General features: G+C 71.5%; 18 protein-coding genes. 13 read left to right on the plus strand and 5 right to left on the minus strand.

Features of this window, described 5'->3' with window-relative positions; genetic code table 11:
• Position 1 precedes the first annotated feature (1 nt).
• Positions 2–481 carry an NUDIX domain-containing protein gene (locus K6T36_RS00285; protein ID WP_222922082.1) on the minus strand — a complete coding sequence of 160 codons (480 nt, stop codon included), beginning with the start codon at positions 479–481 and terminating at the stop codon, positions 2–4.
• A gap of 100 nt (positions 482–581) precedes the next feature.
• On the opposite strand from K6T36_RS00285, the gene K6T36_RS00290 reads away from it, so the two are divergent.
• Positions 582–2,021 (plus strand): MATE family efflux transporter, encoded by a 1,440-nt coding sequence (locus K6T36_RS00290; protein ID WP_225935147.1) that lies wholly within the window; start codon positions 582–584, stop codon positions 2,019–2,021.
• A gap of 94 nt (positions 2,022–2,115) precedes the next feature.
• Positions 2,116–3,153: a DUF7504 family protein gene (locus K6T36_RS00295; RefSeq protein WP_222922083.1), complete on the plus strand. Its 1,038-nt coding sequence runs from the start codon at positions 2,116–2,118 to the stop codon at positions 3,151–3,153.
• Positions 3,154–3,225: 72 nt separating this feature from the next.
• On the opposite strand, the gene K6T36_RS00300 is transcribed toward K6T36_RS00295, so the two are convergent.
• From K6T36_RS00300 to K6T36_RS00310, 3 genes are all read right to left on the minus strand, one after another.
• Complete coding sequence (locus tag K6T36_RS00300) at positions 3,226–4,182, minus strand: AEC family transporter (RefSeq protein WP_222922084.1); 957 nt, start codon at positions 4,180–4,182, stop codon at positions 3,226–3,228.
• Between the two features lie 148 nt (positions 4,183–4,330).
• Complete coding sequence (locus tag K6T36_RS00305; RefSeq protein WP_222922085.1) at positions 4,331–6,493, minus strand: PAS domain S-box protein; 2,163 nt, start codon at positions 6,491–6,493, stop codon at positions 4,331–4,333.
• A 90-nt stretch (positions 6,494–6,583) separates the two neighbouring features.
• Entirely contained in the window at positions 6,584–7,291 is a 708-nt protein-coding gene (locus tag K6T36_RS00310; protein ID WP_222922086.1) for a phosphoribosyltransferase, read from the minus strand.
• A 334-nt stretch (positions 7,292–7,625) separates the two neighbouring features.
• On the opposite strand from K6T36_RS00310, the gene dapA reads away from it, so the two are divergent.
• The 9 genes from dapA (at position 7,626) to K6T36_RS00355 (ending at position 15,691) form a co-directional block, all read left to right on the plus strand.
• The gene (gene dapA / locus K6T36_RS00315) at positions 7,626–8,549 is read left to right on the plus strand and encodes a 4-hydroxy-tetrahydrodipicolinate synthase (protein WP_222922087.1); all 924 of its coding nucleotides are present in this window, start codon (positions 7,626–7,628) and stop codon (positions 8,547–8,549) included.
• Between the two features lies 1 nt (position 8,550).
• Positions 8,551–9,339: a 4-hydroxy-tetrahydrodipicolinate reductase gene (gene dapB / locus K6T36_RS00320; RefSeq protein WP_222922088.1), complete on the plus strand. Its 789-nt coding sequence runs from the start codon at positions 8,551–8,553 to the stop codon at positions 9,337–9,339.
• The gene (locus tag K6T36_RS00325; protein ID WP_222922089.1) at positions 9,336–10,181 is read left to right on the plus strand and encodes a 2,3,4,5-tetrahydropyridine-2,6-dicarboxylate N-succinyltransferase; all 846 of its coding nucleotides are present in this window, start codon (positions 9,336–9,338) and stop codon (positions 10,179–10,181) included. Before dapB ends, K6T36_RS00325 begins: the two co-directional genes overlap by 4 nt.
• Positions 10,178–11,446, plus strand: coding sequence for a diaminopimelate decarboxylase (lysA, locus tag K6T36_RS00330; RefSeq protein WP_222922090.1), 1,269 nt, complete (start codon positions 10,178–10,180; stop codon positions 11,444–11,446). Before K6T36_RS00325 ends, lysA begins: the two co-directional genes overlap by 4 nt.
• Positions 11,443–12,429, plus strand: a complete 987-nt coding sequence (gene dapF, locus K6T36_RS00335) for a diaminopimelate epimerase (protein WP_222922091.1) — start codon at positions 11,443–11,445, stop codon at positions 12,427–12,429. Before lysA ends, dapF begins: the two co-directional genes overlap by 4 nt.
• The gene (locus K6T36_RS00340) at positions 12,426–13,679 is read left to right on the plus strand and encodes a M20 family metallopeptidase (protein WP_222922092.1); all 1,254 of its coding nucleotides are present in this window, start codon (positions 12,426–12,428) and stop codon (positions 13,677–13,679) included. Before dapF ends, K6T36_RS00340 begins: the two co-directional genes overlap by 4 nt.
• Positions 13,680–13,722: 43 nt before the next feature.
• Positions 13,723–14,463 (plus strand): NRDE family protein, encoded by a 741-nt coding sequence (locus tag K6T36_RS00345; RefSeq protein WP_222922093.1) that lies wholly within the window; start codon positions 13,723–13,725, stop codon positions 14,461–14,463.
• Positions 14,464–14,581: 118 nt separating this feature from the next.
• Positions 14,582–14,935 (plus strand): helix-turn-helix transcriptional regulator, encoded by a 354-nt coding sequence (locus tag K6T36_RS00350; protein ID WP_222607474.1) that lies wholly within the window; start codon positions 14,582–14,584, stop codon positions 14,933–14,935.
• A 174-nt stretch (positions 14,936–15,109) separates the two neighbouring features.
• Positions 15,110–15,691 carry a Rieske (2Fe-2S) protein gene (locus K6T36_RS00355; RefSeq protein WP_222922094.1) on the plus strand — a complete coding sequence of 194 codons (582 nt, stop codon included), beginning with the start codon at positions 15,110–15,112 and terminating at the stop codon, positions 15,689–15,691.
• 9 nt (positions 15,692–15,700) lie between these two features.
• Here the strand turns inward: K6T36_RS00355 and purB are convergent, their stop codons facing one another.
• A complete protein-coding gene (gene purB, locus K6T36_RS00360) occupies positions 15,701–17,104 on the minus strand; it encodes an adenylosuccinate lyase (RefSeq protein ID WP_222922095.1) in 1,404 nt (467 codons plus the stop codon).
• A 178-nt stretch (positions 17,105–17,282) separates the two neighbouring features.
• On the opposite strand from purB, the gene purH reads away from it, so the two are divergent.
• Both purH and K6T36_RS00370 read left to right on the plus strand, forming a co-directional pair.
• Positions 17,283–18,890: a bifunctional phosphoribosylaminoimidazolecarboxamide formyltransferase/IMP cyclohydrolase gene (purH, locus tag K6T36_RS00365; RefSeq protein ID WP_222922096.1), complete on the plus strand. Its 1,608-nt coding sequence runs from the start codon at positions 17,283–17,285 to the stop codon at positions 18,888–18,890.
• A 103-nt stretch (positions 18,891–18,993) separates the two neighbouring features.
• Positions 18,994–20,151 (plus strand): sensor histidine kinase, encoded by a 1,158-nt coding sequence (locus tag K6T36_RS00370; protein ID WP_222922097.1) that lies wholly within the window; start codon positions 18,994–18,996, stop codon positions 20,149–20,151.
• Positions 20,152–20,222 lie beyond the last annotated feature (71 nt).

Raw genomic sequence — 20,222 nt, forward strand, 5'->3', positions numbered from 1 at the left:
TTCACGGGTCCGTCGTTCGTGCCGCTTCCGCCGCCTCGACGTACCCGCGGGTGAATCCGGGCACGTCGGCCTCATCGCCGTTGTCGCCGGCGAGCCGGTCGAGCGTGTACCAGTCGACGGCGGCGACCTCGTCGGGCGCGGCCGGGTACGGGTCGCCCGCCTCGTGCTCGGCGAGGCAGACGACGTTCAGACACGGCGCGCCGGTGTCCAGCGCGAACACGCCGCTCGTGACGACCACGACCTCGCCGACCTCGACGGCGACCTCCTCGCGGAGCTCCCGCCGGAGGGTCGACTCGATGGCGCCGGCGGCCCCGGGGTCCGCCGGGTCGTCGGGGCTCGTCTCCATCGTCCCGCCGGGGAGGCCCATCGTCCCCGCGGCGTGGTCCTCGTCGGCGCCGCGCTCGATCAGCAGGTACTCCGGGTCGCCGTCGCGGAGGTGGTACACCGCGGCGTCGACGTTGACGACGTAGCTGTCGACCATACGACCGCTCCCGACCGTTCCGTGAAAGCCGTTCGGTCCCCGTGTTTCGTGGTACCACGCGTGAGAAGCGTTCAAGTCCCACCTTCGCTTCGTAGGTGGTATGACCGATTCCCCCTCGACAGCGCAGGCGTCGGATCTCGTCGAGGGGGATCTGCTCCGGCCGATGTTGCGGGTCGCGTGGCCGCTGGTGCTCATCCAGCTGCTGCAGGTGATGTACAACGTCGCGGACACGTTCTGGCTCGGCCGGCTCTCGGCCGACGCGGTCGGTGCGCTCTCGCTGGCGTTCCCCATCGTCTTCCTGTTCATCAGCATCGGCGGCGGCTTCACCGCCGCGGGTGCGATCCTCGTCGCCCAGCACACCGGCGCGAGCGCCGCGGGCAGCGGGAGCGACCGCGAGGCCGGCAAGGTCGCCGGCACGGTGCTCGGGTTCGTGATGCTCGTCGCGATGGTGTTGGGCGCGCTGGGCTACCTCGCGGTCGGCCCGGCGCTGTCGCTCATCCCGGCCGACCAGGCGACCGCGACGGACATCGTGCCGCTGGCTGCCGAGTACATGCGGGTGTTCTTCCTCGCGACGCCGTTCCTGTTCGGCTTCTTCGTGTTCGTCTCGCTGATGCGCGGCTACGGCGACACGCGGGCGCCGCTTCGGGTGATGGTCGTCTCCGTCGCGGTCAACGTCGCGCTCGACCCGTTCCTGATCTTCGGGTGGGGACCGTTCCCCGCGCTGGGGATCGAGGGGGCCGCGTGGGCGACGCTGTTCTCCCGGGCGGTCGCGACCGTCGTCGGCTGGTACGTGCTGTTCGCCACGCCCGCCGGGCCGACGGTCCGACCGGGCGACCTCGTGCCCGACCTCGGGATCGTGAGGAAGGTCGTCCGCCTCGGCGTCCCCTCCGCGCTGGAGCAGTCGGGCGTCTCGCTGGCGTTCGTCGTGCTGACGGCGCTGGTGGCGACGTTCCCGCCGGCGGTCGTGGCGGCGTACGGCCTCGGCAACCGCCTCATCTCGCTGGTGTTCCTGCCCGCGATGGGGCTGGCGCAGGCGGTCAACACCGTCGTCGGCCAGAACCTGGGGGCGGAGAAGCCCGACCGCGCGTGGCGCGCCGTTCGGGCCGCCCTGGGCGTCGTCACCGCGGTGATGCTCCCGGTCGCGATCGCGACGGCCGCGTTCCCCGAACCCATCGTGCAGGTGTTCCTGCCGCCGGGGTCCCCCGACGCCGCGGAGACGATCTCGTACGCCTCGACGTACCTCCGGGTCGCCACGGTGATGTTCGTGTTCCTCGGGGTCTTCGAGATCAGCCGCGGGGCGTTCCGGGGCGCCGGGCGGACCGGCACCGCGCTCGCACTGTCGCTCGTGGCGGTGTGGCTCGTGCGGGTTCCGGTCACCTATGCGGCGGTGTTCGTGTACGACTTCGGCACCGCCGGCATCTGGTGGGCGGTCGTCGCCGGCGACGTGGTCGGCGCGATCGCCGGCCTGGCGTGGCTCCTCCACGGGACGTGGATGCGGTCGGTGGTTGAGCCGCCGTCGGGCGTCCCCGCGGACGATTGAGTCGACACGGATCCGTGTTTGTCACGAATGTTCCCTAGTTTTCTTGAATGTCACTAGCGGAACATCCTTATTCCCGACCAAGAGAGGGGCGACAATGAGTGATGGACCCGGAACGTCCGAACCGTCGCCGGACGGCGATCGACCGGTGCTCCTTCTGGCGCCCGCCCATCGACCCCCCGACGACGAGGCGTGCATCGACCTGCTCGCGGGTGAGGACCCGGCCGCGGCGAACGTCGTGAGCGTCACTCTGGAGGCGACGCCGGACGAGCGACTGGCGGTCTGGCAGCGGGAGGTCGGGGACGCGCTCCCGAACCGGGCGACCGTCGTCGACGCCGGCAGCGGCGCCGACCCCGAATCCCAGGCGGTCGCGTCCGACGAGTTCCCGCGGATGGACGTCGACGTGCTCCCGGAACACGCGGATCTCATGGACCTGTGTCTGTCGATCGCGTGCACGCTGGGGGAGTGGAGGAGCTCCGAGGGGCGGACCGTTCTGTGTCTGCACTCGCTGTCGACGGCGCTCCGGCGCTTCGAGCCCGAACGCGTGATCGGGTTCGTGAACGGACTCAACGCCCTCTGTGAGCGATTGGGCGTTCGCGCGCATCACCACCTCGACCCCGACGGACACGACGAGGAAACGATCGCGACGCTGCGCCCGCTGTACGGAACCGTCGTCGAGCACGTGCCCGACGACGGGTGGATCGTCTCCGCGGACGACCGGTCGGACGCCGAGCCCTCGTTTCGGGAGACGACCGCCCCGCCGGGGGGAGCGGCGCGGACCGACCCGGAGCGTCCCGAGACGGTCCCGATGCCGTACTCGTTCGACTCGGTCGTCGACCTGATCTCCCAGCCCCGTCGCCGCACCCTGCTCTACGTGCTCCGGTCGTGTCGGTGCGACCAGATCCCCTTCGACCGGCTGATCGATCTGGTCGACGAGCGGGAACGTTCGATCCCGAGGCGCCGGTCGGACCGGTCGCGCGGGGACCTCGAGATCTCGCTCGGACACGTTCACCTCCCGAAGCTGGACGACATCGGCGTGGTCGACTACGACGCCGCCGGCGGCGTCGTGAGGTACCACCGGAACCGGGGGCTGGAGTCGTGCGTCCGATACGTCGAGACCCTCGAACTCGGCTGAGTCGCCACGATCGGACCGGCGCTCCGCGGTGTCAGATCACCCACGGCGGTGTCAGATCAGCGCCCCTCCGTCTCAGATCAGCCCTCCGCCCTCCAACAGCGCGATCAGCGCCGTCAGCATCGGGATCGACGCCAGCGTCGTCACGAGGATCACGGTGCTCACGTACTCGGGGACGGAGACGCCGCCGATCTCGAGGTCGTCGGCGAACGCGCCCACGAGGATGAGCGGCGTCACCGCCGCCGGCATCGCCGACTCCAGGACGAACACGCGCGCGACGGTGGCGTCCTGGAAGCCGACGGCGACCGCGATCGCGACCGCGACCGCGGGCGCGACGACCATCTTCAGGATCGAGGGTACCGCGGCCTGCGAGAGCGCGGCGCCGTAGTCCGTGCGTGCGAGCTGGATGCCCAGGATCAGCAGCATCACCGGGATCGACGAGTCGCCGACGAGCTGGAGCGTCCCCATCGCGGTGCCGTCCGCGGGCGGGACGACGCCGAGCGCGCGGGCGCCGAGCGCGACGGGGACGGCCCACACCAGCGGGATCGTGAGCACGCGGCGGATACCCCTGATCCCGCCCCCGCCGCCGGCCCGGGAGGCGACGTACACGCCGACGGTGTAGATGAGCACCGACTGGATCGCGAGGTACAGGACTGCCGCCGGGCGGCCGCCCCCGGGGAACGCGAAATCCGACAGCGGGATGCCGTAGTTCCCCGAGTTGGGAAACGTCGCCGCGAGCACGAGCGCCGAGAGTCGGGGCTCCGACTCGCCGAGCAGCCGTCCGACGCCCTCGGCGACGACGAGCATCCCGAGGACGTACGCCGTGACCGCGATCGTCATCCGGGCGATCGTGGCGCCGGAGAAGGCGGCGGTCGCGAGGCTGTGGAGCACGAGCGCGGGCGCGAGCACGTACACGACGACCGTGTTCAGCGGGTCGGCGTCGATGTCGCTCGCGCGCCCCAGCGCGACCCCGACGGCCGCGACCGCGATGATCGGCAGGACCGCGCCCGCGAAGATGTCGAGAAGCGCCACGTGGGCCGTTCCTGCGGGCGACGCCAAGAGCGGATCGGCTCCGGCAGGCGCGACGGCCGCCGCGTCCCCGAGGACCGCTCCGATGGTCCGGGCCGGGTGTCCCGAACCACCGCCTCACGGGGTGGGGACTCGCGGTTCCAGCACGTCGTCACGGCTCCCGCACGTCGACGCCCGCGAACTCGAAGCGAGCGCCGCCCGCCCCGCTCTCGTCGACCCGGACCCGCCAGCCGTGTGCGTCCGCGATCTGCTCGACGATGTTCAGGCCGAACCCCGTTCCCCCGTCGGCCGTCGAGTAGCCGGCCTCGAAGACGGTGTCGCGCTCGGCGGGCGGGATCCCTGGGCCGTCGTCCGCGACGTAGAAACCGCCGTCGGTCCGGCCAACCGACACCGTGACCTCCTCGCCGACGTGCTCGACGGCGTTCCGGATCAGGTTCTCGAGGAGCTGGCGGAGCTGGTCCCGATCCGCCTCGACGACGGCGTCCGACTCGACAGCGAGCGTCGCGTCGCCGGTCGACACCGTCCCCCAGCAGGCGCCGACCAGCTCACCCAGGCGGATCGGTTCGACGGTCATCGCGTCCTCGCCCTCCCTGGCGAGCGTGAGCAGGTCGTCGGTGAGCGCGTCCATGCGGTCGAGCGCGTTCTCGACGGCCGCGACGTGCTCGCTGTCGGTCTCCTCGGCGACCAGCGAGAGATTCCCCCGCGCGACAGCAAGCGGGCCTCGGAGGTCGTGACTGACGACGCTCGTGAACCGGTCCAGCCGCTCGTTGCGGTCGACCAGCTCCCGCTCGCGGGCCGTCCGCTCGCTGATGTCGCGGTCGATGGCGACGAACCTGTCCTCGCCGTCGAGGTCGAGCCTGATGAGGTGGATCTCGATGGGGAACGTCGTGTCGTCACTGCGCTTCAGTTCGCCCTCGAACCGCCGCGGCGTGTTCGTGGGCAGGTCGGCCCAGAAGGAGCGCGCGTGTTCCGGGTCGACCGTCGGGTCGAGATCCCACACCCGCATCCCGACGAGTTCCCCCTCGTCGTACCCCACCTCCTCACAGAACCGGCGGTTCACGTCGCGGACGACCCCCTCGGCGTCGTGTATCACGATCATGTCCGGGGAGTTCTCGAACAGGGCCTCCAGCCGTGCGGTGCTCGCATGCAGGCGCTGCTCGCGCCGCTTCCGCTCGGTTACGTCGTTCTGGAACCCGACGAAGTTGGTGACCTCCCCGGTATCGTCGCGGATCGGAAAGACGTTGAGGAGGTTCCAGAACAGCTCCCCGTCGGCGTCGTAGTTGCGTATCTCCGTCGAGACCGGCTCGCCGGCGTCGACCGCCGCCCGGATCTCGGCGACCGTCTCGGGGTCGGTCTCCGGCCCCTGCAGGAACCGACAGTTCCGGCCGAGGACCGCCGACTCGTCGTACCCCGTCATCTCCTCGAACCAGTCGTTCACGTAGACGACGGGGTTGTCCTCCCGCGTCGGGTCCGTGATGACGACGCCCAGCTCGGCGGCGTCGAGCGCGTCGGTCTTGAGGGCCAACTCCGCCTCGAGCTCGTCCTCGCGGTCCAGCTCCTGCACGATGCACACGTGGCCGCCGTCGTCCATCTGCGTCAGGACCAGCCGCTCCGGGACCGGCCGACCGTCCTCGGCGACCCCGGTCGAGCGTCCCCGCCAGGTCCCCTCGGACTCGAGCCGCGGGAGGATCTCGTCGTTGAACCGCCGCGTCTCCTCTGGCGGGTACAGCACCTCCCAGTGTTCGCCGATCAGCTCGGCGCGGTCGCGGTCGTACACCCCCGCGTACGCCTCGTTCATGTACTGATAGACGCCGTCCTCGTCGATGATCCCGATCCCTTCCTCTGCGGACTCGATCGCCTGGAACCCCCGTCGGACCTGGGCCTCCGCCCGGTGTTTCTCGACCAGGTTCTCGACCTTGTTGGCGAGCACCGGGTACTCCTCCGGGCCGCCCTTCTGGAGGTACTCGTCGACGCCCGCCGAGATCGCCCGGCTCGCGATCTCCTCGCTCCCCTTCCCCGTGAACAGGACGAACGGCACCTCCATCCCCTCGTCGCGGATCTCCTCGAGCAGTTCCAGCCCGTCGGTCCCCGGCATGTCGAAGTCGCTGACGACGCAGTCGTACTCCGCCTCGCGCAGTTCCCCGAGCGCGGCCTCCGGGTCGGTTCGGACGGTCGTCTCGGCGTCCGCGAGCTCGCGCTTCAGGAACGTCGCGGATAGCTCGGCCATGTCCTCGTCGTCGTCCACCAGGAGGATCGAGATGCGTCGGCCCTCAGGCCCGAACAGCGCGATCTCGCTCAGCGGAGACGTGACCATGGGCCCACCGTTGTGCGTGCGATCGTATAATCGAACCCATTCCGTTCTGAATTAGTACATATCCGGTAAGCGGCCCCGTCCGGCCGACGGTCACTCGTCGCCGCCGTTGTCGAGCAGGCGGTAGCCGTCGGCCGTCTCGCGCACCACGTCGCGGCGCTCCATCTCGTCGAGCACCTCCTCGACCCGTCCCGGCTGGGCGATCTCCATCTCGATGCGGTCGATACCGTGGAACTCCGCGAGGTAGTGGCGCACGTCCTCGACGGAGAACGTCTCGGCGTCCGCCTGCTCCATCGCCCCCGAGGTCAGGTCGATCATGTCCTCGATGAAGTTCCAGGGGTACACCATCCACGTCCACTCCTCGAGCTGTTCGCCGACGAAGTCGGGGTCGAACTCCGAGGTCTGCAGCAGCTGGAGCGTCGCCGTGCGTACCTCGCCGCAGTCGCGGTCGGCGACGTACTCGTGGGCGCGTTTGATCGAGCCGCCGGTGTCGGCGATGTCGTCGATGATGAGCACGTCCTTGCCCTCGACGCTCCCCTCCGGCATCGGGTAGCGGACGGTCGGTTCGCCGGACTTCTCGGCGGTGCCGACGTAGTGCTCCATCTTGAGGCTCGTGAGGTCGTTCAGCCCGAGGAAATCACAGATACATCGGCCCGCGAACCAGCCGCCGCGCGCGAGCGCGACGACCACGTCCGGCTCGAAGTTCGCGGCCTTCACCTGATCGGAGACGTCCCGACACAGCCCGTAGATGTACTCCCAATTGGTGACCGTACAGTCGAAGTCGTCCGGGAGGTCGCTCATTACCGGCCTCTCGTGGCGGTGTTCGTATAAGGGTTTACAGCCGCGATCGCTCGGGCTCGGTGACGGTGCGGTTCGACGCGACCGGGTCACAAATTCGGCCCACAGGGAAACGCCTTTACTCGCGTCGGATCTGTACTCCAGTAATGAGCGAGACGCCGACCTCGACGCGCGCCGTCGCCGTCGAGCCCCGCGTCCGCCCCCCCTTCTCCGCGAAACCGAAACGTGTGTGAGATCGTCCCCGGCCTGGCGTAGCGGCCGGTCGGGGGTGAGTTTCGGCCCGCCCTTGCCCGCCCGCATCCAGAACACACCCGACGAACCCAGACACACCACATCCATGACGATATCCCACGACACCTTCGCCGGCGTCTACCCGGCGATGACGACGCCGTTCACCGACGGTACCGACGAGGTCGACCACGAACAGCTCGCGGCCGACGCCCGACGACTCGCCGACGCCGGCGTCGACGGGCTCGTCCCCGTCGGCTCGACCGGCGAGGCCGCGACGCTCACCCACGACGAACACGCCGAGGTCGTCGAGACGGTCGTCGACGCCGTCGACGTGCCCGTGATCGCCGGCACCGGCTCGAACTCGACGCGCGAGGCGCTCGATCTCACCGAGCGCGCGGCCGACGCCGGCGCCGACGCCGCCCTGCTCATCTCGCCGTACTACAACAAGCCCGAGCCCGCGGGCCAGTACGAGCACTTCGCGACCGTCGCGGACGCCGTCGACATCCCGCAGGTCGTGTACAACGTCCCGAGCCGCACCGGCCTCAACCTCGACGTCGACACCGTCGTCGACCTCGCGGCCCACGAGAACGTCCGGGGGTACAAGGCCGCCTCCGGCGACGCAAACCGGATCTCGGAGGTCATCGAGCGCACGCGCGACGAGGAGTTCGACGTGCTCTCGGGCGACGACGGGATGACGCTCCCGCTCATGTCGATGGGCGCGACGGGCACCATCTCGGTCACCGCCAACGTCGAGCCCGAGCGAACCGCCGGGCTGGTTCACGCCGCCCTCGACGGCGACTTCGAGTGCGCACGCGAGATCCACCACGAACTCGGCCCGCTGACCCGGGCGTTGTTCCGCGAGACGAACCCAATCCCGGTGAAGGAGGCGATGGCGATCCGCGGCTACGGACCCGCCGAACTGCGGCCGCCGCTCACTCGCGGCAGCGACGAGACCCTTCGCGTGCTGACGGAGTTGCTCGCGGAGCTGGAGGAAACAGCCGACACGGCGGCGACCGCGACGGAGGCCTGAGATGGCGGCCGAGACGGGCGACTCGATCCGGGTCGCCGTCACCGGCGCCGGCGGCCGGATGGGACGGGAAGTGATCGAGGCCGCGAGCGACCGCGACGACTGCGAGGTCTCGCTGGCGGTCAACCGCTCGCCGGTCGACCCCGTCGCCGGCGTCGAGGTCGCGGACGCGGCCGACCTACCGGCGCTGCTCGCGGGCGCCGACCCCGCGGTCGACGTGCTCGTGGACTTCACCGGCCCCGACTCAAGCGTCGAGTACGTCGCCGCCGCCGCCGGGGCGGGCGTCGCCTGCGTCGTCGGGACCACCGGCTTCGACGACGAGCAGGAGGCCGCGATCGCCGACGCCGCCGACGCGGTTCCCGTCCTGCGCGCGTCGAACTTCTCGCGGGGGATCGCGGCCCTGCGCCGGGCAGTCTCGGCCGCCGCCGCCGCGCTCCCCGGCTACGACGTGGAGGTCACGGAGACCCACCACAACGGGAAGGTGGACGCGCCGAGCGGAACGGCGCTCACCCTCCTCGACGACATCGAGGAGGCCCGCCCCGACCTGGACGAGCGCGTCCACGGCCGCGAGGGCGACGCCCCGCGGACGGACGGGGAGATCGGCGTCCACGCCCGCCGCGCGGGCGACATCGCCGGCGAGCACGAGGTGCTCATGGCCGGCGACGAGAACGTGCTGGAACTGACCCACCGCGCCGGCTCCCGGCGCGTGTTCGCCGCCGGCGCGCTCGACGCCGCCGCGTGGCTGGCCGGCCGCGACGCCGGCGCCTACGACTTCACGGAGGTACTCGAATGACGACGACACTGGAATCCGACATCGACGACCTGTGGCACCGCTACGACGACGGACTCACCGCGGCCGACGCGACCGCCGACGACCGACGCACCCTCGACGAGTTCCTCGACGCGCTGGAGGCCGGCGAGGTCCGCGCCGCGCGCAAGACCGGCGACGGCGTCGACTCCTGGGAGGCGAACGAGTGGGTCAAGCGGGGCGTCCTCCTGAACTTCGGCCTGCGCGAGACCGAGCGCCGCGAATACGGCGGCGTCGGCTACTACGACGTGCTCCCGCTGCGCGAGACCGAGGACCTGGCGGCCAGCGGGGCGCGCAACACCCCCGACGGAACCGTCCTGCGCCGGGGCGCCCACCTCGGCGACGACACGATCATGATGAGCCCGTCGTTCGTCAACATCGCCGCGTCCGTCGGCGACGGCACCCTCGTCGACTCCTGTGACACGGTCGGCTCCTGCGCTCAACTGGGCGAGAACGTGAAGCTCGGCGCGAACACGCTGATCGGCGGCGTGCTGGAGCCGGTCGAGGACGCGCCCGTGATCATCGAGGACGGCGTCTCGCTGGGCGCGGGCTGTCGCGTCACCTCCGGGTTCCGCGTCGGCGAGAACTCGATCGTCGGGGAGAACACGCTGCTCACCCCCAGGATCCCGGTGTACGACCTCGTCGAGGAGGAGGTCGTCTACGGTCACCTGCCCGAGAACCGCCGCGCGTTCACCCGGTTCGTCGAGTCGAGCGTCAGCGACCACGACCTGTTCGAGGGCGGCGCGTACAAGCCCGCGGTCGTCGCCACCGACGTGGAGACGGAGACGCTGGAGGCGACTCGGCGCGAGGACGCGCTGCGCGAATGAGCGACGAGCAGCTACGAGGGGCTGAGAACCCGCCGATCCGGCGACTCGCGGAGTGGGACGTCGAGCGACTGCGCGAGCTGGCGGGCGAGCACGACACCCCGCTGTACGTCACCGACCTCGACCGGGTCGCCGAGAACTGCGCCCGTCTCCGGGCCGCCTTCCCGGACGCGGACGTGAAGTACGCGGTGAAGGCGCACACGGGCCGCGCGGTGCTGGAGACGGTCCGCGAGGCCGGTCTCGACGCGGAGTGTGCGTCCGCCGGCGAGGTGCGGCGGGCGTTCGACGCCGGGTTCCCCGGCGCGCGCGTCGACTACACCGCGGTCAACCCTCCCGCTCGCGACCTCGATAGCGTGGTCGAGTGGTGGGACGACCACCCCGACCTCACGGTCACCGTCGGCGCGCGCGACACGCTCGACCGGCTCGCCGAGCGGGGCTACGACGGCCGCGTCTGCGTCCGGGTCAACCCCGGCGTCGGCGCGGGCCACCACGAGAAGGTCCGCACGGGCGCGGCGCCGAAGTTCGGCGTCCCGTACGACCGCGCGGCCGAGGTCGTCGCCGACGCGCGCGACCGATTCGAGGTCGTCGGGGTCCACGCCCACGCCGGGTCGGGCATCCACGGCGAGGCGGACCTGGCCGCCCACCGCGACCTCGTCGCCCGGATGGGCGAGCTGGCGCGCGAGATCGGCGACGACGAACTGGAGTTCGTCGACGTGGGCGGCGGGTTCGGCGTCCCGTACCATGAGGACGACCCGGCGCTCGACCTCGATGCGGTCGCGGACGCGACCCGGGAGGCGCTGGGCGACCTCGACGCGACGCTGGCGGTCGAGCCCGGGCGCTACGTCGTCGCCGACGCGGGCGTCCTGCTGACCCGGGTGAACACCGTGAAGCCGACGCCCGAGACGACGGTCGCCGGCGTCGACGCCGGGATGACGGACCTGCTTCGCCCGGCGATGTACGACGCGTACCACGCGATCCGGAACCTCGACGCCGGCGACGCCGGCGACGCCCGGGAGACCGGCCCGGTGACGGTCGCGGGGCCCATCTGCGAGACGGGCGACACGTTCTGCGACGGGCGGGAGCTGCCGCTCCCGGATCGGGGCGACCTGCTGGCAGTCGGCAACGCGGGCGCCTACGGCTACGAGATGGCTTCGACGTACAACTCCCGCCCGCGACCCGCGGAGGTGAGCCTCGCCGGCGACGTGCTCCGCGAGCGCGAGACGCTCGCGGGAGTTACCAAGCTGGAGCGCGGAGGGGCGGACGAATGAGCGAGTCGACGGAGCCGACCGAATCCGCCGGTTCCCGGACGGTGCCGGCGGCGAAGTACCACGGCACGGGCAACGACTTCCTCGTCGTGGACGCCGCCGACGCCGACGGGCGGGTGCCCGACCGCGGCGCCTTCGCGGTCCACCACTGCGACCGCGAGACAGGCGTCGAGGGCGACGACCGGACCGGCGCCGACGGCGTCCTGTTCATGGACATCGACGAGAACACGGTCGGCGGCGACGGTCCCGTCACGGCCACGATGACGCTGGTCCAGCCGGACGCGTCCATCGCGGAGATGTGCGGCAACGGCGCGCGCTGTGCGGCCGCGTGGGTGCGTGAGCGGACTGGCGCCGACGTGGTCGACCTGGAGACGCCGGCTGGCGTTCGACGCGCCGAGGTCCGCGTCGGCGACGTGGACGGAACCGACGGCGACGACCGCGCGAGCGACCCCGACGAGGTCACCGTCGAAGTGGAGATGGGTCGCCCGTCGTTCGCCCCCGCGGACGTGCCGCTGGCGGCCGATCGCGACGAACCGCTCGTCGAGGAGTCGATCGAGGGACTGACCGTCACCGCCGTCGACACCGGCGTCCCCCACGCCGTCGCGTTCGTCGACGGCGACGCCGGCGGCGTCGATAGCGTGGATCTGGAGTCGGTCGCGCCGCCCGTCCGCCACGCCGATGCCTTCCCGGAAGGGGCGAACGTCACCCTCGCGACGCGAACGGGCGAGGGAACCTTCGACCAGCGCACCTACGAGCGCGGCGTCGAGGGCGAGACGCGCGCGTGCGGCACCGGCGCGGTCGCCGTGGGCGCGGCCGCGCGCCGCCTCGGCCAGACCGACCGACCCGAGCTGTCGGTGTCGCCGCCGGGCGGCACCCTGCGGATCACGGTTCCCGAGGACGCGTCGGCGACGCTCACTGGACCTGCCGCGCGGGAATTCAGGATCGATCTGGCGGTCCCGGAGTCGCGGGCGGAGGCCGACGAATGAGTGACGGTGCCGGAGCGCCCTCGGCGTCCGCCACCGACTTCGACCCGGTCGAGTTCCTCGCCGACGCCGTCCGGATCGAGTCCCACGAGTCGGCCGAGGCGATGCGGGAGTTCCTCGTCGACATGCTCTCGACCCACGGCGCGGATCCACGGATCGACGCCGCGGGCAACGTCCGCGCGACGAAGCCGGCCGACACGGCGGACGCGTCGGCCGCGTCGGACGCCGCCGACGGTCCGCACCTCGTTCTGAACACGCACATCGACACCGTGCCGCCGCACGCCCCCTTCGAGCGCGGCGTCGACGACGAGGGACGCGAGGTGTTCCGCGGCCGCGGCTCCTGCGACGCGAAGGGGCCGCTCGCGGCGCTACTGGCCGGCTTTCTGGCCGTCGAACCCGCCCGCGGGACGGTAACGCTCGCGATCACGCCCGACGAGGAGACGTTGTCGACGGGCGCGGACGCGCTGGTTCGCGGCCGCGGCGACGACCACCCCGGCGGTCCGGTCGACCCCGTCGACGGCGACCTGTTCCTCGTCGGCGAGCCGACCGACTGCGACGCCTGCGTCGCCGCCCGCGGGCGCTTCGAGGGGACGCTCACGCTCACGGGCTCGGCGGCGCACGCGGCCGAGCCCGACTCGGGCGTCAACGCCGTCGCGGCGCTGGAGGACGCGTTGGCGGCGATCCGACGGTTCGACGACGACGCCGAGGCGCACCCGATGCTCGGGGAGCCGACGCTCGTCGCAACCGGCGTGACGGGCGGGGAGGCGACAAATCAGGTGCCCGCCGAGGCAACGGTCACGCTCGACCGGCGGTCGGTGCCGCCGGAGACCGCGGAGGGGTTCCGGGCGGACCTGGAGGCGACGGTCCGCGAGGCCGTCGCCGACGAGGTCGGCGCCTCGTTCTCCCTCACGGAGCGTCCGACGCCGTTCCTGGAGGCGTTCGACACCGACCCCGGGCACCCGTTAGTGAAGGCCGTGAGCGACGCGGCGCGGTCCGTCGGCGGCGGCGCCGACGGCGCCGACGGGAACGGTGGCGGCGACGGCGATCGCGACGCCGACGGCGAGATCCGGCCGTTCGGCGCGGCGACGGAGGCGTCGTACTTCGCGCCGGCGCCGACGGTCGTGTTCGGCCCGGGCCACCTGGCGGACGACGCCGGCGCGGTCGCCCACAGCGAGCGTGAGTACGTCCGCGTCGACCGCGTCCGCGACGCCGCCGAAACGGTGCGCCGGGCGCTCGACTCGCTGCTCGGGTGATCCGACCGCCGTCGCTTTGTCCCTCGGGCGGGTAGCCGACCCCATGTGTACGTTGACGCTGGCCTGGCGGGTGTTCGACGAGGCGACGGTCGTCGTGGCGGCCAACCGCGACGAGGCGTACGGCCGGCCCTCCGAGCGGCCGGCCGACCGCGGCGACGGCGTGATCGCCCCGCGGGACGCGAGGGCCGGCGGGACCTGGATGGGCGTCACCCGCGACGGCCTGTTCGTCGGGATCACCAACCGCTGGGTGGACGGCCCCGCCGGCGAGCGCTCCCGTGGGTTGCTCGTCGACGACTGCCTCCGCGCGGCGTCGGCCGATGCGGCCGCCCGGCTCGTCGAGGAATCGTGTCGCGAGCACGGGTACGACGGTTTCAACCTCGTGCTGGCGGACGCCGAGGCCGCACTCCTGCTGGAGTGGGACGGCCACCTCACCGTGACCGAGTTCGATCCGGGAGTCCACGTCGTCGGCAACACCGGTTACGACGGGCACTACTTCGAGCCGCCGGCACGGCCCGAGGCCGGGGCCGAGGAGGCGCGAAACGCGACTCGGCTCCGAACCGAACTCGCGCCGGAGTCGGGAGAGTCGGCGGACGCGTGGCTCGACCGCGCGGGCGCCGCGCTGGGCGACCACCGGTTCGGCGTGTGCGTCCACGACGAGGCGCGCGGGTTCGGAACGGTCTCCTCCTCGCTCGTCCGCCTGGGGTCCGCCGGCGAGATCCGCTACGAGCACGCTGACGGACCCCCCTGCGAGACGGCGTTCGAGCCCGTCGCGACCGACGGGTGAACGGTGGGGTCGCGAGGAGGACAACGCCGCGGCGACGCCGGGAACTTGATCCGTGTAGGTTGCCGCCGGACGAACTAAAAGGGAAAGGGTAAACGGGGGCGCGGTCCTTGTGGCGTGTATGAGCGCCTCCGACGCCGAAGCGAGCCTCGCCGAGGACGAGCTCGCCGGCCTCGAACTCGTCCGCGAGACCGGCGGCATCCACCAGTCCGACTTCTGGAAGGAGCTGGACGTCTCCTCGCGCAAGGGGAGCCGCATCGCCGAGAAGCTGGAGGACCTCGGGCTGATCGAGCGCGAGGACGCGGTCTACGACGGCCACAACACGTACTTCCTCGCGCCGACGGCGAAGGACCTTGACTTCTCGCTGCTCATGGCCGGCGACATGCTCTCGCCGTTCATCGGCGAGGAGGAGATCGACCCCAACTCCGACGCGTTCACGCAGTGGCTGATGAACCTCGCGTACGAGGAGTACTGACCGAACCGATCCCGACCCTACTGACGGCGTCGGTCGCGGACCCGCCGTCGTCCCGTTCCCTTCTGTCGTCGTCGTATCCGAGTCCGCGCTCCGGTCGCCCGAGCGACGGGAGGAACGGGACGGTCGCGCTGACAACGACACGCATTTCCGCGTCGTTCGGCTACGGGCGTCAGAATGGACGACCCGGCACGCGTGACCGTGGAGGCGGACGGCGAGGCGACACGGGAGGCCGTCTACGGCTCCGAGGGGGAAGTCGACGCCGGCGGCGCGACGTTCCGGTTCAGCGTCGGCGGGGCGAGCGACGGCGGAGCAGAGGGGGACGACGCAGAGGCAACCGAGACAGCCGAGCCTGCCGAGCCGGACGACGGCACCGCGACCGACGGGGAGGATCCCATGTTCGTAGCGTCGCTCTCGGAGGTGCCGACCGGCTCCACGATCCGGCGGACGGCGATGCGGCCGGACGACCGCCGGGGCGTGGGGTTCATCCTCCGGCGCGACGCCGAGACCGACGAGGTGTTCGCGTGGCGCAACTCCTGTCCCCACAAGCCGGAGGTGCCGCTGGACCCCGGTCGTGGGGCGCGCGTCGACGGCGGCGAGATCGTCTGTCACGAGCACGGCGCGCGCTTCGAGTGCGGCGACGGCCTGTGCACGTGGGGGCCGTGCGTCGGCGAGGAACTCGACCCCGTGGGCGTCGAGGTCCGCGACGACGACGTGTACCTCGACGACGAGCGGTTCGCGTCGGTGCGTCCGCGGTAGCGACCGCGATCAGTTCCCGTCGCCGTCGTCGTCCAACTCGTCCACGAGGTCGCCGCCGTAGCCGACGTAGCCGGCGGGCGTCAGCGCGTGCAGTTCCTCGCGGACGGACTCGTCCACGTCGAGGTCGTCGAACAGGTCGCGGAAGTCCTCGATGGTGACGCGCTTGCCGCGCGTGAGTTCCTTCACGCGCTCGTAGGCGGCGGTGTCGCCCTCGCGGCGGAGGATGGTCTGGACGGCCTCGCCGATCACCTCGGGGGTCGCCTCCAACTCCTCGCGCATCACCTGCTCGTTGGGAACCACCTTCGCGAGCCCGGCCGCGGTCTTCGAATAGCCGATGAGGCAGTGCGCCAGCGCGGCGCCGATATTTCGCTTCACGGTCGAGTCCGAGAGGTCGCGCTGGAGCCGCGAGGTGGTGACGTAGTCCGCGAGGAAGCTGAGATCGGAGTTCGCCTTCGAGAGGTTGCCCTCGCTGTTCTCGAAGTCGATGGGGTTCACCTTGTGCGGCATCGTCGAGGACCCGGTCTCGCCCGCGGCCGCCTCCTGGCCGAGGTAGCGGTCGGAGACGTACAGCCACACGTCCAGGTCCAGATCGAGGAGGACGTTGTTGACGCCGCGGAGGGCGTCGAAGACGGCGGCCAGGTCGTCGCAGGGGTTCACCTGCGTCGCCAGCGCGGTGTGGTCGAGGCCGAGCGAGGTCACGAACTCGCGGGAGAACGCCCGCCAGTCTACGTCCGGGTAGGCTGCGCGGTGGGCGGCGTACGTGCCGGAGGCGCCCGCGAGCTTCCCGGAGAGGTTCTCGGCCGCGCGCTCGACGCGCCCGAGCGCCGTCCCGAGACGGGCGGCGTAGACCGCTAGTTCCTTCCCCCACGTCGTCGGCGTCGCGGGCTGGCCGTGCGTCCGCGCGAGCATCGGCACGTCGCGGTGCTCGCGGGCCTCGTCGACGAGCGTGTCGCGCAGGTCGCGCAGCTCGGGCACGAGCACCGCCTCCACGGCGGGTTTCACGAGCAGCCGGTGGGCGAGGTTGTTCACGTCCTCGCTGGTGAGCCCGAAGTGGATCCACGGGTGGAGCCGCTCGGGCGTCTCCGTGCGCAGGAAGTACTCGACGGCCTTCACGTCGTGGTTGGTCGCCGAATACCCCTCGGCGCCCTCGGTCTCGAGGCGCTTGACGAGCCGGGCGTCGGCGGCCGAGAAGTCGTCGACGACGGCGCGCAGGTCGGCGCGCTCGCCGTCCGAGAGCGCCAGGTCGACGCCCGCCTCCTCGGCGAGCGCGAGCAGGTACTCGACCTCGACCTCGACGCGCGCGCGGATCAGACCGGCCTCGCTGGCGTACGGGACCAGCGGCGCGGTCCGACCGGCGTACCGCCCGTCGAGCGGCGAGACGGCTGCGAGGGGGTCCTCGCGGGGGATGTCCATGTCCGGCGGTCCACCCGCGCGCATGAAAGCGGTTTCGGTCGACCAGCGTGCGAACCACCACGAGTGTGCATACGACACCGCGATCGACCCGTACAGTTCGCGAATTCGATCCGGATTCGTGCATAATCGTGCCGCGAAGACCGCAACGCTCTTTCCGCCGGCGCGGGAGCGTTCGGGCATGAAGATCGCGGGCATGGCGAGCAATCGCGGGCGCAACCTTCGGAACATCGCGGACCGAGCGCCGGGCGGCGCCGAGGTGTCGGTCGTCCTGACGAACGACGCCGACGCGCCGGTGCTGGACGCGATGGGTAAGCGCGGCGTGGCGACCGAGGTCGTCGAGCGCGACGAGGGCGAGGCACGGGAGGCCCACGAGAAGCGCGTTCTCGACGCCCTCGCCGACCACGAGTTCGATGTCGTCTGTCTCGACGGCTACATGCGCGTCCTGACGGACACGTTCCTCGACGCCGCGCCGACGACGCTGAACGTTCACCCGTCGCTGTTGCCGTCGTTCCCCGGCAACGACGCCCACCGGCGCGTGCTCGACGCGGGCGTTCGACAGACGGGCTGCACCGTTCACGTCGTCACCGAGGAGGTCGACGGCGGCCCCATCGTCACCCAGGAGGCGGTGCCGGTGTACGAGGGCGACGATACGGATGACCTGAAGGAGCGCGTGCTGTACGAGGCGGAGTTCGCGGCCTACCCGCGCGCGGTGAAGTGGTTCGCCGAGGGCCGCGTGACGGTCGATCCGGACGCCCACGAGGTCCACGTCGACGGCGACGACGCCGGGGGCGACGGGGACGGCGGACGCTTCCCGTCCCGGCGGACGACCAGCGAGGACCGCGTCCGGGAGCTGCGCTACGGCGAGAACCCCCACCAGGACGCCGCCCTCTACGCCGACACGACCTGCGACGAGGCGAACGTCGTCGCCGCCGAGCAACTGAACGAGGGCGCCAAGAAGCTCTCGTACAACAACTACAACGACGCCGACGGCGCGCTCAACCTGGTGAAGGAGTTCGACGAGCCCGCCGCGGCGGTGATCAAACACACCAACCCCGCCGGCTGCGCCACCGCGGACACCCTCGCGGAGGCGTACGCGGACGCGCTCTCGACGGACGCGAAATCGGCCTTCGGCGGCATCGTCGCGCTGAACCGCGAGTGCGACGCCGAGACGGCCGAGCTGATCGTCGACTCGTTCAAGGAGGTCGTCGTCGCCCCCGGCTACACGGACGACGCGCTGGCGGTGCTGTTCGGGAAGGACAACCTCCGCGTGCTCGACGTGGGCGACGAGGAGACGTTCGCACAGCGGCCCGAGACGCTCACCGAGAAGCCCGTCGTCGGCGGCCGGCTGGTGCAGGAGCGCGACCTGCAGGCGCCCGAGCGCGACGACCTGGAGGTCGTCACCGAGCGCGCGCCCACCGACGGGGAGATCGAGACGATGCTGTTCGCGTGGCGCGTGCTGAAGCACGTGAAGTCGAACGGGATCCTCTTCGCCACCGGCACCGAGACGGTCGGCGTCGGCATGGGGCAGGTGAGCCGCGTCGACGCCGTCACGCTGGCGGCGATGAAAGCCGAGAAGGACGCCGAGGGCAAGTCCGCGGAGGGCGCGGTGATGGCCTCGGACGCCTTCTTCCCGTTCCCGGACGGCATCGAGGAGGCCGCCGAGGCGGGCATCGAAGCGGTGATCCAGCCCGGCGGCTCGGTCAACGACGACGACGTGATCGCCGCGGCCGACGAACACGACATGGCGATGGTGTTCACGGGCGACCGCGCGTTCCGCCACGACTGACTCCCGCTCGGCCAGCTCGCCCGAACGAGTATTCTCACTGAGATGTCGACCGGAGCAGTTATGAGAGCCGGGTACAGGCGTCGAGACAGCTTCGGATCCGCGCATGACTGAGGACGTGACCCCCATCGACGCCAGCGCGACCGCGCCGTCGACGTCGGTCCGGCTGGCGAACCTTCACGAGGCAACCCGGTCGATGATGCTCGCGGAGTCGCGCGAGGCTGTCGCGCGGACGGCCGCGACGGCCGCGACCGACGTGCTCGGCTTCCCGCTGAACACGGTTCGGCTGTACGACCCCGAGAGCGACCGGCTCATGCCGACGGCGGTGTCAGACGGGGTGGAGGAGCTTGCGGGCGAGCGGACGCCGTACGAGCGGGGGGAGACGATCCAGTGGGAGGCGTTCGACGGGGGCGAGCAGCTCGTGTTCGACGACATCACCGAGATCGACGACGACGTGCCACGCTCGGGCACCGGGAGCATGCTCGTCGCGCCGCTGGACGACCACGGGGTGCTCACCCTCGGATCGACGACCGAGGGCGGGATCGACCCCGCCGACGTGGAGCTGGCGCGCGTGCTCGCGGCGAACGTGGAGGCGGCGATGGACCGCGCGCGGCGGCGGGCGACGCTGGCCGAGCGAACCGAGTCGCTGCGGCGCAAGAACGAGCGCCTCGACGAGTTCGCCGCGATCGTGAGTCACGACCTCCGCAACCCCCTGAACGTCGCCCGTGGGTACGTGGACCTGGCGATCGAGGAGGACGACACCGAGCACCTCCCCGCGGCCGCCGAGGCGCTCGATCGGATGGACGACCTCGTGGACGCGACGCTGTCGCTGGCCCGACAGGGGCGCACCGTCGAGGAGACGGAGGAAACGGATGTCGGGCGGCTCGCGCGGGAGGCGTGGGCGGTCGTCGACGCGCCCGAGGCGACGCTGTCCGTCGAGGACGCGCCCGTCGTCACGGCCGACCCGGAGCGGCTGCGGACGCTGCTGGAGAACTGCCTGCGTAACGCCGTCGACCACGCGGGCCCCGAGGTGACCGTCGTCGTCGGCGCGACCGCGGACGGCTTCTTCGTCGCCGACGACGGTCCCGGGATCCCCGAGGGTGACCGCGAGAAGGTGTTCGACCGCGGGTACACGACCGCCGACGACGGCACGGGCTACGGACTCGCGATCGTCGCCGACATCGCCCGCGCCCACGGCTGGACGGCGGAGGTCGCCGAGAGCGGCGACGGCGGCCTCCGGCTGACGTTCGACGGCTCCCGGTAGTGACGTTCTACTGGTCCCGGTAGCGACGGTCGACGGCTCCCGTTAGCCATAAGCGCGCGCCGCGAATCCGT

Origin of the sequence: Halobaculum roseum (assembly GCF_019880245.1) — an archaeon.
Classification (GTDB): Archaea; Halobacteriota; Halobacteria; order Halobacteriales; family Haloferacaceae; genus Halobaculum; species Halobaculum roseum.

Bases quoted from the DNA above. Each gene is read 5' to 3' on its own strand.
- K6T36_RS00285 (WP_222922082.1), bottom strand. From the start codon at position 481: ATGGTCGACAGCTACGTCGTCAACGTCGACGCCGCGGTGTACCACCTC.
- K6T36_RS00290 (WP_225935147.1), top strand. From the start codon at position 582: ATGACCGATTCCCCCTCGACAGCGCAGGCGTCGGATCTCGTCGAGGGG.
- K6T36_RS00295 (WP_222922083.1), top strand. From the start codon at position 2,116: ATGAGTGATGGACCCGGAACGTCCGAACCGTCGCCGGACGGCGATCGA.
- K6T36_RS00305 (WP_222922085.1), bottom strand. From the start codon at position 6,493: ATGGTCACGTCTCCGCTGAGCGAGATCGCGCTGTTCGGGCCTGAGGGC.
- K6T36_RS00310 (WP_222922086.1), bottom strand. From the start codon at position 7,291: ATGAGCGACCTCCCGGACGACTTCGACTGTACGGTCACCAATTGGGAG.
- dapA (WP_222922087.1), top strand. From the start codon at position 7,626: ATGACGATATCCCACGACACCTTCGCCGGCGTCTACCCGGCGATGACG.
- dapB (WP_222922088.1), top strand. From the start codon at position 8,551: ATGGCGGCCGAGACGGGCGACTCGATCCGGGTCGCCGTCACCGGCGCC.
- K6T36_RS00325 (WP_222922089.1), top strand. From the start codon at position 9,336: ATGACGACGACACTGGAATCCGACATCGACGACCTGTGGCACCGCTAC.
- lysA (WP_222922090.1), top strand. From the start codon at position 10,178: ATGAGCGACGAGCAGCTACGAGGGGCTGAGAACCCGCCGATCCGGCGA.
- dapF (WP_222922091.1), top strand. From the start codon at position 11,443: ATGAGCGAGTCGACGGAGCCGACCGAATCCGCCGGTTCCCGGACGGTG.
- K6T36_RS00340 (WP_222922092.1), top strand. From the start codon at position 12,426: ATGAGTGACGGTGCCGGAGCGCCCTCGGCGTCCGCCACCGACTTCGAC.
- K6T36_RS00345 (WP_222922093.1), top strand. From the start codon at position 13,723: ATGTGTACGTTGACGCTGGCCTGGCGGGTGTTCGACGAGGCGACGGTC.
- K6T36_RS00350 (WP_222607474.1), top strand. From the start codon at position 14,582: ATGAGCGCCTCCGACGCCGAAGCGAGCCTCGCCGAGGACGAGCTCGCC.
- K6T36_RS00355 (WP_222922094.1), top strand. From the start codon at position 15,110: ATGGACGACCCGGCACGCGTGACCGTGGAGGCGGACGGCGAGGCGACA.
- purB (WP_222922095.1), bottom strand. From the start codon at position 17,104: ATGGACATCCCCCGCGAGGACCCCCTCGCAGCCGTCTCGCCGCTCGAC.
- purH (WP_222922096.1), top strand. From the start codon at position 17,283: ATGAAGATCGCGGGCATGGCGAGCAATCGCGGGCGCAACCTTCGGAAC.
- K6T36_RS00370 (WP_222922097.1), top strand. From the start codon at position 18,994: ATGACTGAGGACGTGACCCCCATCGACGCCAGCGCGACCGCGCCGTCG.